The organism is Halospina denitrificans (genome assembly GCF_004364635.1).
Taxonomy (GTDB): Bacteria; Pseudomonadota; Gammaproteobacteria; order Pseudomonadales; family Oleiphilaceae; genus Halospina; species Halospina denitrificans.
On record NZ_SOAX01000002.1, the window covers coordinates 554141 to 570748 of the forward strand.

Sequence of the window (16608 nt, forward strand, 5' to 3'; positions counted from 1 at the left end):
GATGTGCTCCTTACGCGAGGATCGATGTCATTGTGTCCCTTCGTGTCCCTTCCGCCTCTCGGGAGACCGCTTAAATCCCGCCGCGTTCCCACTTACAATAAAGGGCAATTGCCCAGAAAGGAAAGGATTTGAACACGACAACCGAGAATACACCGCCCGCCTGAAGCCGTTGACACTTCTCAACCCTGCACCCTAGAGTGGGATATACTATAGGCATATCCCAAAACGCAGAGAGAATGGCAGAAGTGGAAAAAACAACCCTCTTTACCAGCAACAGAAGCCAGGCGGTTCGCCTGCCCAAAGCCGTAGCTTACCCGGATTCCGTAAAACAGGTGGACATAGTGGTAATCGGCAAGGCCCGCATTATAACCCCTGCAGGAGAGTCCTGGGATTCATGGTTTGAAGGTGAGGGTGTATCCGAGGATTTCATGGCTACCCGCGATGAACCCAGCGCCCAGGATCGCGAGTCGCTCTGATGCTGAAGTATATGCTGGACACCAACATCGCCATCTACACGATCAAGAGTCGCCCCGCGGAAGTGCGGGAAGCCTTTAAGGCCCATGATGGCCAGATGTGCATTTCCACCGTCACACTCATGGAACTGCTCCACGGCGCGGAGGCGTCCGCCGCCGTTGACCGTAATTTAAGGGATGTTGAAGCGTTTGCGGCGAGGCTGGACGTGCTGGCCTATGACAGCCAGGCGGCGGCACACACGGGTCAGTTGCGAGCGGAACTGAAAAATGCAGGCCGCCCCATCGGCCCCTATGACGAGATGATTGCCGGCCATGCCCGCTCCAGAGGGCTGGTGGTGGTAACCAACAACGTCAGACAGTTCGAAGACGCACCGGGCATTCGCGTGACAAACTGGGTGAATTGAACTGACGCCCAGCAACCAAGACCGGAAAGGACCTCACACTTATGGCATGGTACGCCGTCCAACATAAACCAGCTCAGCCCAAGCGAGCCCTGGCCAACCTGGAATACCAGGGCATCGAGTGCTTCTATCCGGAAATCGATGTGGAGACCATCCGCCAGGGCAAGCGCACCATCAAGCGCGAGCCGCTGTTCCGGGGTTACCTCTTCATCAACCTGGAACTGACCGACCCCATCTGGCACAAGCTGCGCTCCACCCGGGGGGTGGCTAAAGTGGTGAGCTTCGCGAACAAGCCGGCCGTGATCGAAGACGCGATCATCAACCAGATCCGGGAAGGGCTGAACCAGGCCGAAGAAGTGGGAGGCATCAAGGCCGGTGACCGCATGGAGATCCTGGAAGGCCCCTTCCGCGGCCTGAACGCCATCTTCCAGGAATACGATGGCGAAGCCCGCGCCATGGTGCTGATCGACTTCCTGCAGAAGCAGCACCGGGTGAGTATGGATCTGCAGAGCGTGCGGCCCGGTTAGCGATCCCGCGAGCATTCTCCGGCGGTTGCAATCCTTCTAAAACCGTTATACGTTACATTAAATGAAATAACGTATAACCGCCGCAATGCCTGAATCACTCCCCCTCACAACCAAGACACTGCTTGCCGAGCTCCGGGAACTGGCGCTTGCCCAGGCAGTCTCGGAAGAGCAGCCGCTCCCGAAAGGGAGCATCGTGGAAAAGACGATCAAAGGCTGCCGCTACGCCTACTACCAGTTCAGGGACATTGCCTCACAACGCTACCGTCAATACTACCTCGGCCCCGCCGAGTCCGAAGAGGTCGAAACCATACGGAGCAGACTCAACGCCACGGAAGAGCTGACAACAACGGATATAGCCCGGATTGCGGCAGCATGTCGCAGCGCGGGCGCGCTGACCGTGGAAAGCAGTGTCTTTCGGGTGATTGAGGCGTTTGCCCAGGCCGGCGTATTCCAGCAGCGGCGCGCGATCCTGATTGGAACACACGCCTTCAATGCCCTGGGCAACCTTCTAGGCGTGCGGTGGGACACCGGCATGCAGACCATGGATATCGACCTCGCAAGCCCTTCGAACATCGCCCTGGCTGCGGGGCCATCAGAGCCGCCCGACTCCATCCTGGAAAACCTAAGGATGGGTTTTATCCCGGTTCCCCAGCTTGATCCCCGCACCCCTTCAACCTCTTTCCAGGTGCGTGGTCGCCAGTTGCGAGTGGATCTTCTCACGCCGATGACCGGAAAACCCCAAAGTCCCGTGTTCGTGCCTGCACTCAACGCCAGCGCCGAAGCCGTCCGCTTTCTGGATTACCTGATCGAATCACCAGTCATAGTGCCGCTCCTCGGGCCAAGCCGTATGGCGCTTGTCAGCGTTCCCAGTCCGGAGCGGTTGGCCATTCACAAACTGCTGGTTTCCCAATCCCGCCCATCAGCCATGGCCGCCAAGGCAGAAAAGGACCGCAGACAAGCGGCGCAGTTGATCCAGGTACTGGCCGAAGAAGCACCGGATGCGCTAACAGAGGCACTCGGAGCCGCGCTGGAGCAGGGTCCAAAATGGCGGAAGCGGCTGCATAATGCGCACGCAAAACTGGAAACTGAGCACAGCGACGCCGCCCTTAAGCTCCAAGAGCTCTGGGACGAATGAGGTAATTACTCAGACTCCCGCACCTTAGCCACAAACTCCACCATAAAGGCCATAAAGAGCCCCAGCATGCCGCCAAGAATGGCGCCCAGCACGGCAATCAGGGCACGGCTGGTGCCGACCGGGCTCAGGGAGGCCACGGCAACGTCCTCGGCGCGGGTGGGCTTGATCCAGGAGCGCTTGGTTTCCTCGTCGCGGATTTCACCCTGAAGCTCGTTCATCGCCTGCTCCCGCTCCGAAATGCGCTCACTCAGCTGGAGCTGGCTCAACAGCATGGTCAGCGCAGCATCCGTACTGGCAAGCTCCGCCTGCATGTTTTCTTCACCGGAACGGGCTTCCGCTCGCACATTCCCCTCATCACCAGACCCCTTATTACGGATCACACTGAGTTCCTCAAGCATGGAAAGCCGCTTTTCCTGGGTTTCAAGCGCACTGCGCAGATTCTTGAGCTTAGCGTCGCTCTGATTCTCCATGATGGAAAGCCGGGACTGATGCTCATCCCGCAGCCGCTCAAATACCCGCTTATGGAACTCCGCCACCAGCGACTGGTCCTCCAGCGGCGCCTCCGAAACCAGGTTCACAAAGCTGCTTTCCTCGGGCGTGTTCACAGACACATCAAACGGCATGGACTCAAGATCCCGCTCCTGAAGGAAAGCACGCTTGGTACTGAGCAGAATACGATCACTGATCGTGCTGGCCGTACTGGCCGCACCCGCCACAAACTCTTCCGGGCCGAACTCACCGAGCTCAATACTGGTGGTGTAGGCGTAGACCCGCTGCTGCTGAAGGCCATAAGCCAGCGCACCCAGGGTAACGACCAGAAAGGTTCCAATGATCCACCATTTACGGCGCAACAGCACGCGCGCTATATCAACCAGATCGATCTCGTCATCGTGCATTTGGGGGGAATCGTGATCAGAAATAAGAGCGCCCTCTACCACTTCAGGTTTACAGGATAATGAAACAGGTTTCGCATTATAGGCAAAGGTGAAAGCGTTTGCATTACACGAACGACCCGGCCAGGCGCCAGCAAACGCCCTCATAGAGTTGATCCAGGGCGCCCTGGTTGGCATCCATCACGGCCCCGGCGCGCGTGCCCGCAACCCGGCGCACCTGCGGATGACCGAAAAAATACCCGAGCTCCCGTGCCAGATCGTCCCTCCCAATGACGAAGGACATCCCCCCCTCCGTGCTGAGCTGCTGGTACACACTGGAAAAGTTGAATACGTGTGGCCCCGAGAGCACCGGTAGCGACCAGGCCGCCGCCTCCAGGGGGTTATGCCCGCCGCGCGCAATGAGTGAGCCGCCCATGAAAGCCGCCTGCGCGCAGCCGAACAGCATCGGGAGTTCGCCCATGGTGTCCGCCAGATAAACCTGGGCACCAGCCGGATCATCCCCGCTTGCGCGACGTGCCGTTACCAACCCCCGGTCAGCTACCAGACGGGCCACCGCATCAAACCGCTCGGGATGGCGAGGCACCAGAACCAGAAGCGCCTCCGGGTACTGCTCCAGCAACCGGCAGTGGGCATCCAGTACCAGCCCTTCCTCGCCGTCATGGGTGCTGGCCGCAATCCACACCGGCCGCTCACCCCCAATCAGTTCACGCAGCCCTGCTGCTGCCGCACGCGCCTGGTTACCAATCCTCACGTCATACTTGATCGACCCTGTCACGGTTACACGCTCCGGCCTTGCCCCCAGGCTCACGAATCGCTCGGCATCCGCCTCCGCCTGGGCCGCAATCCAGTCCAGCTTCTGGAACGGCGGCAGAGCCAGGGGCGCAAACCGGGAATAGCCGGTAGCGGATTTTTCCGAGAGCCGGGCGTTAGCAAGAATTACAGGAATCCCCCGGTCATCGCAGGCATGCACCAGATTGGGCCAGACCTCGGTCTCCATGATGACCAGGATGCTCGGCTGCACCCGCGAGAGGAACCGGTTCACCATGTGTGGCAGATCGTAGGGCACGTAACGGTGAGCGACCTCCTCACCAAACAGATCCCGCACCCGGTCTGCACCAGTGGGCGTCACGGTCGTGATCAGAACCGGGCGTTCGGGGAACCGGGCCATCAGGCGCCGGACCATGGGCGCCGCTGCCAGCACCTCACCCACGGAGACCGCATGCACCCAGATGGGCTCTTCCCCATCCGGCTTTACATGCCCGAAGCGCTGGCGCAGGTTGGAGCGATACCCCGGCTCGCGCAGACTCCGATACCCCAGAAACGCCAAGGCGCAGGGCAATGCCAGGTACAGGCACAGTGAATACAGCCATCGCCCCATGCTTGTCTAGCTCCTCCTCTCACACTGTACTGCCAACATGCTATTATCCGGCCTTTTCGTCAGCACCAAGGATGACGCCGTATGCGCACCGCCCCGCTTCTGCTTGTGGCCACCGCCATCAGCCTGCCCGCGCCAACCCTGGCCGCACCCTGGCTGGCCCCCGGCGATGCCCGGGCGCGTTACGCCGCCCAGGCGCTGGCGGACAGCGGGAGCCTCAACCGCACCACCTCCACCTGGCCACTCATGTGGGACAACCTTGAGGAGCGGCGCGAAGCCCCGGAAGACGCCACGGGCACCGCCCACGCCTATCTCGCCTTTGAGCGGCGGGAACAGGCCCAGCAGGGCCTGCGCGGCACCGTCTCACTAAGTGGCGCCACGGAGCGGCGTGTGGTGCGTGGCTTCAGCGCCAGTCCGGATGAAAGCGGCCAGCTCGGCGTGACGCTGCAATGGCAAGGAGAACACTGGGCCGCCGGCCTCTCGCCCTCACACACCCAGAACCCACAGGATAACAAAGACTGGCGCCTGGACGGCTCCTATCTTGCCGCCACCGCCGGAAACTGGGTGATCGGCGCCGGCAACCTGGACCGCTGGTGGGGCCCCGGCTGGCAGTCCAGCCTGATCCTCTCCAACAACGCCCGGCCCCTGCCCGCTGTCTGGCTCAACCGCCGCAACGCCCACGCGCCCCAAAACGAGTGGCTCAGCTGGATCGGCCCCTGGGACTTCACCCTCTTCGCCGGAGAAATGGAAAGCAGCCGCACGGTACGCGAGGCACGGCTCATTGGCATGCGCTTCACACTGCGCCCCATTCAGGGCCTGGATATTGGTTTATCGCGCATCATGCAGCTGGACGGCGAAGGCCGCCCCGACGGCGCAAGCACCTACTGGGATGCGCTGGTGGGCAAAGACAATCGGCAGGAAGGCAAAGCGAACGACCCCGGCAACCAGCTCGGCGCCATCGACATCCGCTACGGGTTCCAGGCGGGAGAAACCACCACCCTCGGGCTCTATACTCAGATGGTGGGCGAAGACGAAGCCGGGCGCCTGCCGGCCAAGAAATCCTGGCTCTTTGGAATGGACGCCACCTCGGCGCTGGCAGGCGGGGAACAGCAATGGTACCTGGAAACCACCAACACCGTTACCGATGACCTCTTCGGCGAGCCCCTGCCGGGCGTCACCTACGAACACAGCATCTACACCACCGGCTACCGCTACCGGGGGCGCAGCATGGCCGCCAGCCAGGGCGGCGACGCCGAAACAGCCACCCTCGGCGGCTGGCACTTCCTGCCCGGTGGCTCACAGATCGGCGCCAGCATTACCCACGCCAAACTCAACCAGTTCGGCGCCATCGGCGGCCAGGCACCCGGCAACAGCGTAGACTACCTCACGCCAGCCCCGAACCAGAGCCTCACCCAGACCACCCTGAGCTACGGCACCGAGATCCTGAGCGGCTGGCTCGACGTGGAAGCACAATTCTCAGACGAAGCCCTCGTGCTCAGAGACGGTACCGAGCTGGACCAGTGGCAAGTTTCAAGCGAGTGGCGCTACCGCTTCTGAACCGCCTCCGCTGGCGCTTCTTCCCTATGGCGCCTATGGCTGCGGAACACCACCAGCAGCCGCCACACATGCGCCAGCGCCCACATGTAACCGCAGAACAGCAGCACGAACGCCCCACACATAATCCAGGCCGGCACCGCCAGCCACTCGCCGGCCAGGCCGATCATCGCCATGACAATGGCTACCACCACAATCACCACCAACGCCTGGCGGTCCGTGAAGCCCGCACGCAGGAAGATGTGGTGAAGATGCTCACGGTCCGGGCGCATCATGGACTGGCCCTTCCTGGCCCGGCGCAGCATGATCGCCACCATATCCATCAGCGGCACGGCCACCAGCCACAGCGCCGTGACCGGACGAAAGGCCGCACCATCCAGCTGGGTGCTCTTGGTGAGCAGCCATACCAGCGAGAAACCAATAAACAGCGAGCCAGCATCCCCCATGAACACTCGGCTGCGGAACGGCGGCACCCGCAGGTTCGCCAGCCAGTACGGCACCATTGCCAGCACCAACGCCAGCGCCAGAGTGATCTCCAGCCGGAAGCCCTCCGCCGACACCAGAAGCGCCAGCAGGCCCAGCAGCGCCACCAGCGACATGCTGCCCGCCAGCCCATCAATGCCATCGATCATGTTGAACATGTTGGTCGCGGCAATCACCGCGCAGATCGTCACCACCGGCCCCAGCAGCCAGCCCAGCTCAATCACTCCAAAGCCCAGGAGATTGCCGAACTGATCCAGCCAGACCCCGGAACCAAACACCAGCAACGCCCCCAGCGCCACCTGTGCCCCGAGGCGGAACATTGCCGGCAGATGGCGGGCATCATCCACCGCCCCCATCACCACCAGCAACAGCGAGCACAGCAGAAACACACCATACCCACTACCCAAGGGAGCCAGCAGCAGCCAGGCCACAAACAGCCCAATGAAGACACTCAACCCACCAATCAGCGGCACAGCGCCATTGTGCGTCTTACGGTGGTCCGGCTCGTCCAGCAGCCCGGAGAAGCGGGAGAAGGGGCGGAGGGGGAAGAGAGACAAAAACGCGATCAGACCCGCCAAGAGGCCTGTTGATCCGAAATACTCCATGAGTACTTCCTTCCATAATTGATGGACGCAGCCTTACCAACTCCTTAAAGGTCGGTAATGACTACGGGCGTGATTCTGCTTGAGGGGCACATTATCCGCAAGAGGTTACGTGCGGATGACTGGCGGTTACGACACACCAAGACATTTCAGGTAGGCGTTCACGACAATTGTTTCTGAAAACCGGGCCTCCATCCGCTCCCTGGCACTTGCCCCAAATCCGGCAAGGTCTGAAAGAGGCCGCTCACAACACTCCCGCATCCGAGCGGCCAATGAGGCTGAATCCCGCACCTCGCAGAGCCACCCGGTCACGTCCGGCTCGACGGCCTCCCGGCACCCGGGCACATCCGTCACGATGGCTGGGCGGCCCATAGCCGCAGCTTCCAGCACCGTCCGGGGCATGCCCTCGCGGTAGGAAGGCAGCACCAGCACATGCGCCTCGCGCAGAATGGGGCGCACATCGTCGGTCTCTCCCAGGTACTCCAGAATGCCCTCGCTCTGCCAGCCCTCGACCTCCGCACGCTCAATCGCGGTGCGGTTGCTCACGCCAAGCTGCCCCAACAACAGGCAACGCGAGGGAACACCATCGTGCTTAAGCTGGCGGCAGGCATCGGCGTACTCACGGATGCCCTTATCCCCCAGCAGACGCCCGATCAGCAGAAAGGTCACAGGCCCCGACTCCGGCATAGGCGCGTGCTCAAAATGCGCCAGATCCACACCGGAGCCCGGAAGCAGCGTGGTCGGCACATTGCCCATCAGACCGTACCGCTGGAAAACCGCCTGATCCTCACTGTTCTGGAAGAACAGCCGTTCAGCCCGACGGTTCACCATGCCGTACACCTGCCGTACGCGGCGAAAAAGCCAGGAATCGTGGATAAAGGCGGTACCCAGGCCAGAAATATTATTGGCAAAGGGAATCTTCTGCATTGCGCATACCAAGCCACAGTAGATGTTCATCTTCACCGTGAAGTTGAACACAAAATCAGGCCGGTATTGACGCATCACCTTACGAATAAACCAAAGGCTACGAAGCTCCTGCACAGCACCGGTGCTTTTGCCGTCCAGAGGCAGGGGAAGATGCTCCGCGCCCAGTTCATCAACCAGGCGAGAGCTGAAGTCGTCCGGAGGAGAAAGGCAGATAACACGGCAACCACGCTCATGCAGCGCCTGGATGGTGCTGCGGCGGAAGTTGTAGAGGTACCAGGAAGTGTTGGAGGTCAGAAAAACCGTTTGCATGAATAAAAGCCAGGTGAAATGTCAGACCGCCAAAACGATCCGATACGGCAACCAGGCATACGAATGCCCCGCAAAAAACAACCAGACTGCCTGCACCAGCGCGTAATAGCCAACCACACCAAACGTGACCAGAGCACGATGCCGCGGATCACTCACCACATACGGCAAACGGGCAAAAACAAACATCTGGATGGGAATCAGGTAGAGCGCAACGCGATCCGTGGCTGTGGAAGAGATCACAACAAGCGGAATGCACACCAGCGCCAGTAAGGACATCCAGAACCAGAGCCTCCGCTCGGCCTCAGACAATCTCAAATAGCGCTGGAATACAAAGAACAACAGAGCAGGAACGACATTCATCAATACCCTGATCAAACCGCCCTGGGATTGATAGTCTGCCTCAACGTAATGGGTCCATAGCCGCTCTGCTGAATCGAATACAAACAGGTAGCCACCCACCAGCGACATCAGGCCAACCCAGAGCAGGCTCCAAACGCGGTTTGAAGTTGAAGCCAGCGCCGCCACCGGCAACATCAGTACAGCCGACTTGTGGAAGGTAGCCCCAAGCATCACCCAGAACACAAACCAGGCCATCTTGCCGTTGCCCAGCGAAACGAGACCAATCAGCAAAAAGCCCAAAGCCGCGGACTGCCGTGTATACCCCATACCCACCACAATAATCAGGTAGGGAACGGCAACAAGAAGGGCAAGCCAGGGTAACGGCTGGCTGCGGGCAAAGCGCACCACCCCGGCCATCACGATCATGCCGCAGGCAGTATTCACCCAGTAAATGGAGCCACCCGCCTGCACAACCAGCCAATTCAGCAGGTAATACCCGGGATCACCACCCGCGACAACCTCCCACAGACTCTTAACCGCCTGGCTCTCCAGTATTCGGATATAAGCATCCCAATCACCGCCCACCTGAAACCGCAAACCAATGGCCAGAGAGAAGAACAACCAGATCAAGGCCCACGCCCATACCTGGGAGCGCTCGGTCAAGCGCTGATTAGCAAAAATTACGCCCGCGGGAATAAGAAAAAACAGCCAATAAGGCAGCATGAATTACCTGATGCTCGGTGGAGAATATTTGATAGCGGAGAACATTAGCTTATGTACAATCAACGCTCACCTTCAAGCTAGGCCTGAAACATCAGAACGCACCAGAGCTGTTCCTCAAATCGCCCTTTTCCGGAAAGGTGGTCCTGCCACATTTTCCGAATCGGCTCAGGGCTGAAGACCCCCTCATCCCGCAACCGCTGTTCGTCCAACAGAGTCTCCGCCCACTCACGAAGAGGCCCCTTCAACCACTCGCCAATCGGAACGGCAACCCCCATCTTCGGGCGCTCCATAAGGGACTCAGGCACATAACGGTACAGCACCTGGCGCAACAGCCATTTGCCTTTCCCGTCCCGGTACTTGTATTCCGTGGGCACACGCTAGACAAACTCAACCAGCCGATGATCCAGCAACGGCACCCGCGCCTCCAGGCTCACCCCCATGCTGGCTCGGTCCACTTTGGTAAGGATGTCATCCGGCAGGTAGGTCATCATGTCGAGATACAGCATCTGCTCCCGAAGCCCCGGGAGAGCCAGAAGTTTCTCCGGGGTATCGAACAGCGTTTGCGGTTCCCGGGCGCCCAAGGCCGGACTTTCCGGCTCTTTCCAATGGGAAACAAAATCCCTGTAGGAATCCGTACCCTTGTTGGCTTTGAGCGCATTCGCCACCTTTTCCAGTTTCAATTCCAGATCGGAAACCCGGGCTTTTTTGGGAAGCATCTTCATAAGGCGCTGCCAATCAAGGCCCTTGAGCTTTCCCAGCCCCGCACCCAACGCATGACGCACCCCATCAGGAAGACGGGAAGCACGGCTCCAAACGGTCGGCCCCATCACATGCCGGTTATAGCCGGCAAAAAGCTCATCGCCACCATCCCCGGAAAGAATCACCGTTACATGCTCCCTATTCAGGTGAGATAATCCCAGTTATTCCGCACATCCACGACCTGCCAGCTCGTGATAAAGCTCCAGGTGCTTATTGACTGATTCCTCTATCGAATACGCCCCCGAGCATTTAAGAGCATTCTCGCTCAAAGCACGCCGAAACTCAGGATCTTTGATCAGCTTACGCAACCCATTCGCATATTCCTCAACTTCCAAACTGTCAACCACAATTCCATTGCAACAGCGATGAATGATCTCCGCGCATCCTCCAACGTTCGTCACAATCATCGGCAGTCCGGCGTGCAACGCCTCAATCTGTGATATTGGCAATCCTTCCCATACAGAGGACAGCGCAAACACATCGGCCTCCCGATACCATTCGGCAACATCGGAAACGGCTCCTGGGAATTTTACTCGTCTCCCTATACCAAGTTGATCCGCCCGGGTAGAAAGTTGCTCTTCATCCGTACCTTCCCCCAGTATAGTAAGCTCCCATTCAAGATCTTCATTGCATGCCAGCGCCTCTAGAAGAAGCTCAAAATTCTTCTGCTCAACTAAACTCCCAACAGCTACAATTTTCACCGTCTTGCATTTTTTTTCACTATTATTGGTATCGAGGTTAACCCTAGACCAATCAACTCCGTTATCAATACGACTAACCTGTCTCCCAGATACCCTTTTGAGCTTATCCGTACATACATGACAAATTCCAACATAGTGATCGGTCCATAGATCGAATATCCTATAGAACCACCAGGGAACAGCCAATCTTATATTATGATGTGTATAAACCGTGCACTTTGACGAAGAAAAAGCGGCAAAAACGAGCCCATAATATAAGTGAATATGTGTTATATCCGGTCCAAATCTGCTCACGATGTCACGAAATTTTAAACCCCCCTGGATGGGATTTCTTCGCACATGGTGGCCTAAAAACTCATAGGTCACGCCTTCTCGAGCAAGTTCATACAAAAATTGTTTTTCAAACTCTTTTGATCGACCAATCTCGGCCGCGTGCTCCAAAAAAACAACAGTAACCAAATGACCATTCGCGGACATATATTTTGAAAGGTCTTTAACATAGATCTCAGCGCCTCCAGCAGCAGGCGCTGAAATAAAATGAAGTATTCTCATAGACGTATATGCTTAAACTTAATATCTAAATAAGTTATTAATTTTAAATAAATGAAGCGATCAACAGCTAAATATATATGTTAGTTCGGGATGCTAGAGAATGACTTCAGCACCTACGGTATTTTCTGCAATCGACGCAACTGCTGATAAACAATTCTGAACAATTAGGGAACCTCTGAATAACCGGGCTTAAATATCAGCCCCCGACTCTGATTCGGAGATAGACCGATTTCTGCGATAAATCCGCACTCTATGTGCTCATCTTTTGTCCGGTTCCCGCCATTTTTGCGGAAACCGGACACACTTCCCCTACGCGGAGAAATAACGTTCACCGATAAGCATGTTGCTGAACGCTGCCAACAGGTAGAGCCGATTGGCGTTCTTGGCTAGGCCGCGAGAACGGACCTTGGCGTAACCGAACTGACGTTTGATGGTACGAAACGGATGCTCGACCTTCGCCCGAACACTGGCCTTGATCTTTTCCGCCCTGGCAAGGTTGCTTCCTTCCGGCAGCTGGCGTGTCGCGCTAGGAAGCCGGGCGATGAACCAATCGACGTTGCGATGCTGGTGCTCCCTGCGCTTATTGATACCTCGATAGCCCGAGTCGTCAAACACGCGTGCTTCATCGCCATGGGGCAAGCTTCCGCCCGCATTGAGCTCGTGCTCATTGGCACCGGTGACTTCCAACGAATGGATAATCCCAAAACCGTCATCCGCGCGGCTGTACATCTGAATTGACGATCTTCCCGGTTGGTGACTCTGGTGCTATTGTCGAAAATCTGAGGCCTTTTCAGAGTTCGCTCAACTCAAAATCTTACAGTATAACAATGCCTTCCGAACTCCAATACAACTAACTGATGAAGTTTTCTGCCCAAGACAGGAAAACATTTATATTTATCGCATCCTCAAATCATCACAAATATTTTTATATAGATTTCTCTGAATCATTTCTTTGGAGAAATTTTCCACCGATCTTTCCGCAATTACGGCTCGATCGATAGCTCTATTTTTATGCGCAAAAGCAAGGATATTTGTAATTGAAGGCGGCCCTTGGACAAAGAAAGGAAAGCTATCCGGAAAAACCTCACGATAGCCTCCATAAACAGGCAACCCCATTCCTAGATAATCCCTTACCTTCAGATTACACCCCTCTTTCATCCCTTTACGGTATAGAGCAAATGACGCTAATCCCAGCCAACACGACTGGGCTATTTCCCTGATTTCACTTTCTGTCTTTACTCCATGCACAATTATTCTTACATCATTACGTGCCCGCTCCTCCTCTAATTCTAGGACTTCACCAACTAAATGAAGAACAAATTGATCGCTCGAAGCTTCGACGCTCTCAATCAGAAGATCTAGCCCTCTCCAACAAGAAAATGTGCTTGCGACAAAGAGAAGTTCAGGAATATTACCTCGCAAATCTTTAACAGGCACACTAGATTTAGAAACTCCATTTGGATAAACAAAAGAAGGTTTGTCCGGGACAGAAGCCCTTTTTTTTTCATAATTTGCTATTTCATTCGTTACTCCCACGACGCCTCTAGCTTTCTTAATCGCTCTTCGCCCCAAAAAAATCTCTATACTCTTTCTCACGTTAACTAAAGAATCGCCTCTCAAAGAAAGTTCGTCTTCTTCAAACGTATGATGCACAAAGTAAACTGGCTTTTTAGATTTCAAAACAAGCAAAAGCTGAAAAGGATCACATGACTGATAACGAAGAACCAAAGCGTCGTATTTTGCTTGTTTATTTTGAAGCCACCTATAAAATTTATATTTAAAGATGATCGACTGAATTATTCTAAAAAAAAGAGACCTTCCCCATAAACTTTCAACCCACTTAGCAGGCTCAACTTCCGACCTCTTTAAAGAGCCCCTCCCTTTCGGGGAAAAGACATAAACATCCCAAGATCCCTTCAAATTTACCGCAGTTTCTTTTTCCGATAACGCCTGATTAATAATGCCAGGAATGTTTTTTTGCACCGCAAAAGCATAAAGAATTTTCACAAACGCTTCTCCGATCGACAATATAATTTATGTATAATTGTACTCATTCAAAATAAATCCCAACTCGGATTCTACCCATGAATGATGAGAGGAATGAAGGTCACCATACCACCGCCCAGTATTTGATTTTGCCAAGTTTACCCTTAGCATTTCCTCACTAAAATTAACTTGCGCATGTTCGCATACCTTTTTTAAATACTTACCGGGATCAGAAGATAGATCCTCTAACCTAAGCTCCATATATCTGTTAGAATCCAAAGTATCCCTTACCTCAAACCACCGATTCATTATTTCTTTATGATACCTAACAGCATCCACTGTCTTACTTGGGGTCCACCTTTGCTGCAAGTAGGAAGCTATTACATCACGCGGATCTCGAACAACATTAATTAATGTGGCCCCAGGGAGCAGATCCAGCAAACTTTTTGCCTGGAGAGAATTAAAAGTATTGTCTTCAACAAGAAAGTCCTTCCCACTAGCACACAAAAGATCTCTATAATTCTCCTCAAGGAACCAACGAAACAACTCAGAAGCGAGAGTAGAAGAATTTGATACAGGAATTTTCAACAAAGACTTTTTCCTGATATCGGAGCCTCCCGCCCAGCTCCCTAAATATCTAACATTTTCTAATCTTTTTTCTAAGAGATTTATATTTTTTTCAAAATTAGGAAAAACCTTTCCAAGCTCCCACTCTTTATAAGCCCTTATGTTCTTGGAAATTCCGATCTCCGTCGCCAACCTACCTGCCAATATTGCGACTCTATCTAAAAAACTTTTCCTATTAACTCTTCTTAACAATCGAATATGGCGTTTGACTGATAGGTCACCAACAAAAGGAGTCCAACAAGACGTCAAGCTATTCAGTGTATGAATAACCCCATCTGGATCTACTGTAAATCTAGTTTCAAAGGGCAGAGCTTTTCCTCTAGGATGTTCCATGAATGCATCTTTAAGGACGTTGGTCCCCGTACGCCCGGCCCCCCCTATTAATACCATCCGCGGACTTGTCATTATATCTTCCAAACCCACCTTATCACTTCAAATACTTCAGCATATTTTACCCCTACTTGACTTCCTCTCAACTCAGACAGCTTAACAATATCGCTACCATCACCATAGCTCCTAAACTGTTGGCTTTTATAGGATGAAATGGATTTTTTTTTAGTGTTTATTGCATTCTCTTGGACTTCAAAAAAAAGATCTCCTTTAAAACTAAAACAGTTCCACGGCAACTCATACCCTAAAATAGTTATTGCTTTAAAAGCCCTTTTAGCCTCGTTTGACACAACTTCATGGTCTTGATGTATATCGTATGAACATGGTACCAATACGCAATCAGGATCGATTTCTTTCTTGATCTGAACGAGCTCTTCCAAAATTTCTTGCCTCCACTCCGAAAATCTTCTTACCGGATAATTTTTTATTAAAACCCGATCTTCTTGGATCCCTAGCATTTTTGTTGCTACCGAACACTCTTTAATTAGGGTATCTTTAGGGAAGCCTTGAGGTAGAGACTCTGAGCAGGATGAAAACGCAACATAATGAACCCTAACATCCGAATCGGAAAGTGTTTTTATAACACCTCCTGCACCAATTTCTCCGTCATCTGTATGGGGGGCTAGAACCAAAACGTCTTTAAAGCCAAAAAAACGTGACATTTATACTTTACCTATCGCTTGATTTTATCGATAACAGAAGTTAAAAACACTACTTCCAGGCAAAAAATTAGAGATTTATTCCAGAAAACACACTTAAATGGAATATTGTTTTTAATAGCGAATTTAAATTAAAAGCGAGCTGTTAAGGAACCTCTGAAAAAGCCCTCAGATTTGCGACAATAGCATCAGAGTCATCAACCGGGAAGGTCGCCACACCATGAGCCAGATCAGCTTTGCCGAAGCCGAATACCAGAACAAGAAGCGCAAGACCCGTCGCGAGAAGTTCCTGGACCGCATGGACCAACTGATCCACTGGAAGAAGCTGGAGAAAAAGGTAGCCCGCTACTATCCCAAGGGCGAGAACGGCCGCCAACCCTATCCGTTGCAGGTATGCTGCTCATCCACTGCATGCAGCTGTTCTATAACTTGTCCGATCCGGCGATGGAAGACGAGCTCTACGAGATTGAATCCATGCGCCGCTTCGCTGGGCTGACCCTGGCCGATTCGATTCGGGATGAAACCACCATTCTCAACTTCCGTCATTTTCTGGAGATGCACCAGACTCGCAAGGGCAACCAGTGGTATTTCGGAATGAAGACGCACACCGGGGTGGATGACGGTTTTGGGATGATCCGTTCGTTGGAAGTCACTGCTGCCAATGAGCACGATCTGAATGCGGCCAGCGCCTTGCTCCATGGTGATGAAACACGCGTGTTTGGCGACTCGGGGTATCGAGGCATCGAAAAGCGCAAGGAACACCGGCATCACAACGTAAACTGGTTCATCGCGCGGCGCCCCGGCGTGACACGCCAGCTGCCGGAAGGAAGCAACCTTGCCAGGGCGGAAAAGATCAAGGCCAGTGTTCGGGCGAAGGTCGAGCATCCGTTTCGTACCATCAAACGTCAGTTCGGTTACGCCAAGGTCCGTTCTCGCGGCCTAGCCAAGAACGCCAATCGGCTCTACCTGTTGGCAGCGTTCAGCAACATGCTTATCGGTGAACGTTATTTCTCCGCGTAGGGGAAGTGTGTCCGGTTTCCGCAAAAATGGCGGGAACCGGACAAAAGATGAACAAATAGACCGGGAATTTGTAGGTGAAACCGGTTCATCTCCGGCTCGAAACCGGGAATTGGTGTTCAAAGCCCGTTATTCAGAGGTTCCTTAACATTGTGGGGACAATAATTGCCATGGCG

16 protein-coding genes and 2 pseudogenes are annotated in these 16608 nt (G+C 54.4%); 7 read left to right on the forward strand and 11 right to left on the reverse strand.

The window, feature by feature from the left end; genetic code table 11:
- Window positions 1-245: 245 nt before the first annotated feature.
- The 4 genes from vapB (at window position 246) to DES49_RS06185 (ending at window position 2536) form a co-directional block, all read left to right on the forward strand.
- The gene (gene vapB, locus DES49_RS06170) at window positions 246-476 is read left to right on the forward strand and encodes a type II toxin-antitoxin system VapB family antitoxin (RefSeq protein ID WP_133735704.1); all 231 of its coding nucleotides are present in this window, start codon (window positions 246-248) and stop codon (window positions 474-476) included.
- Entirely contained in the window at window positions 476-877 is a 402-nt protein-coding gene (gene vapC, locus DES49_RS06175; RefSeq protein WP_133735502.1) for a type II toxin-antitoxin system tRNA(fMet)-specific endonuclease VapC, read from the forward strand. Before vapB ends, vapC begins: the two co-directional genes overlap by 1 nt.
- A gap of 41 nt (window positions 878-918) precedes the next feature.
- Window positions 919-1401: a transcription/translation regulatory transformer protein RfaH gene (rfaH, locus tag DES49_RS06180; RefSeq protein WP_133735503.1), complete on the forward strand. Its 483-nt coding sequence runs from the start codon at window positions 919-921 to the stop codon at window positions 1399-1401.
- Window positions 1402-1486: 85 nt separating this feature from the next.
- Window positions 1487-2536, forward strand: a complete 1050-nt coding sequence (locus DES49_RS06185; protein ID WP_133735504.1) for a GSU2403 family nucleotidyltransferase fold protein — start codon at window positions 1487-1489, stop codon at window positions 2534-2536.
- 5 nt (window positions 2537-2541) lie between these two features.
- Here DES49_RS06185 and DES49_RS06190 read toward each other — a convergent pair whose 3' ends face one another.
- Together DES49_RS06190 and waaA are read right to left on the reverse strand one after the other, a co-directional pair.
- Window positions 2542-3432 (reverse strand): Wzz/FepE/Etk N-terminal domain-containing protein, encoded by an 891-nt coding sequence (locus DES49_RS06190; protein ID WP_166646006.1) that lies wholly within the window; start codon window positions 3430-3432, stop codon window positions 2542-2544.
- Window positions 3433-3535: 103 nt separating this feature from the next.
- Window positions 3536-4807 carry a lipid IV(A) 3-deoxy-D-manno-octulosonic acid transferase gene (waaA, locus tag DES49_RS06195; RefSeq protein WP_133735506.1) on the reverse strand — a complete coding sequence of 424 codons (1272 nt, stop codon included), beginning with the start codon at window positions 4805-4807 and terminating at the stop codon, window positions 3536-3538.
- Between the two features lie 81 nt (window positions 4808-4888).
- Here waaA and DES49_RS06200 point away from each other — a divergent pair, with 81 nt between their 5' ends.
- Window positions 4889-6361: a capsule assembly Wzi family protein gene (locus DES49_RS06200; protein WP_133735507.1), complete on the forward strand. Its 1473-nt coding sequence runs from the start codon at window positions 4889-4891 to the stop codon at window positions 6359-6361.
- Here DES49_RS06200 and wecA read toward each other — a convergent pair.
- From wecA to DES49_RS06250, 9 genes and pseudogenes are all read right to left on the reverse strand, one after another.
- On the reverse strand, window positions 6349-7446 hold the full coding sequence (gene wecA / locus DES49_RS06205) for a UDP-N-acetylglucosamine--undecaprenyl-phosphate N-acetylglucosaminephosphotransferase (RefSeq protein WP_133735508.1): 1098 nt from the start codon (window positions 7444-7446) through the stop codon (window positions 6349-6351). The genes DES49_RS06200 and wecA overlap by 13 nt on opposite strands.
- A 126-nt stretch (window positions 7447-7572) precedes the next feature.
- Window positions 7573-8679, reverse strand: coding sequence for a glycosyltransferase family 4 protein (locus DES49_RS06210; RefSeq protein ID WP_133735509.1), 1107 nt, complete (start codon window positions 8677-8679; stop codon window positions 7573-7575).
- Between the two features lie 21 nt (window positions 8680-8700).
- A complete protein-coding gene (locus tag DES49_RS06215) occupies window positions 8701-9741 on the reverse strand; it encodes an EpsG family protein (RefSeq protein ID WP_133735510.1) in 1041 nt (346 codons plus the stop codon).
- A gap of 77 nt (window positions 9742-9818) precedes the next feature.
- Window positions 9819-10661, reverse strand: a pseudogene (locus DES49_RS15595) (asparagine synthetase B family protein).
- A complete protein-coding gene (locus DES49_RS06230) occupies window positions 10662-11753 on the reverse strand; it encodes a glycosyltransferase family 4 protein (protein ID WP_133735513.1) in 1092 nt (363 codons plus the stop codon).
- Window positions 11754-12062: 309 nt separating this feature from the next.
- Window positions 12063-12482, reverse strand: coding sequence for a transposase (locus DES49_RS06235; protein WP_133735514.1), 420 nt, complete (start codon window positions 12480-12482; stop codon window positions 12063-12065).
- Between the two features lie 165 nt (window positions 12483-12647).
- Window positions 12648-13760 (reverse strand): glycosyltransferase, encoded by a 1113-nt coding sequence (locus DES49_RS06240; protein WP_166646008.1) that lies wholly within the window; start codon window positions 13758-13760, stop codon window positions 12648-12650.
- Between the two features lie 27 nt (window positions 13761-13787).
- Window positions 13788-14699, reverse strand: a complete 912-nt coding sequence (locus DES49_RS06245; RefSeq protein ID WP_166646009.1) for a sulfotransferase family protein — start codon at window positions 14697-14699, stop codon at window positions 13788-13790.
- A 71-nt stretch (window positions 14700-14770) separates the two neighbouring features.
- Window positions 14771-15418, reverse strand: coding sequence for a PIG-L deacetylase family protein (locus DES49_RS06250; protein WP_133735517.1), 648 nt, complete (start codon window positions 15416-15418; stop codon window positions 14771-14773).
- Between the two features lie 295 nt (window positions 15419-15713).
- On the opposite strand from DES49_RS06250, the pseudogene DES49_RS15860 reads away from it, so the two are divergent.
- Window positions 15714-15901, forward strand: a pseudogene (locus DES49_RS15860) (transposase); the annotation flags it as partial.
- Window positions 15902-15970: 69 nt separating this feature from the next.
- Window positions 15971-16435: an IS5 family transposase gene (locus DES49_RS15865; RefSeq protein WP_481808318.1), complete on the forward strand. Its 465-nt coding sequence runs from the start codon at window positions 15971-15973 to the stop codon at window positions 16433-16435.
- Window positions 16436-16608 lie beyond the last annotated feature (173 nt).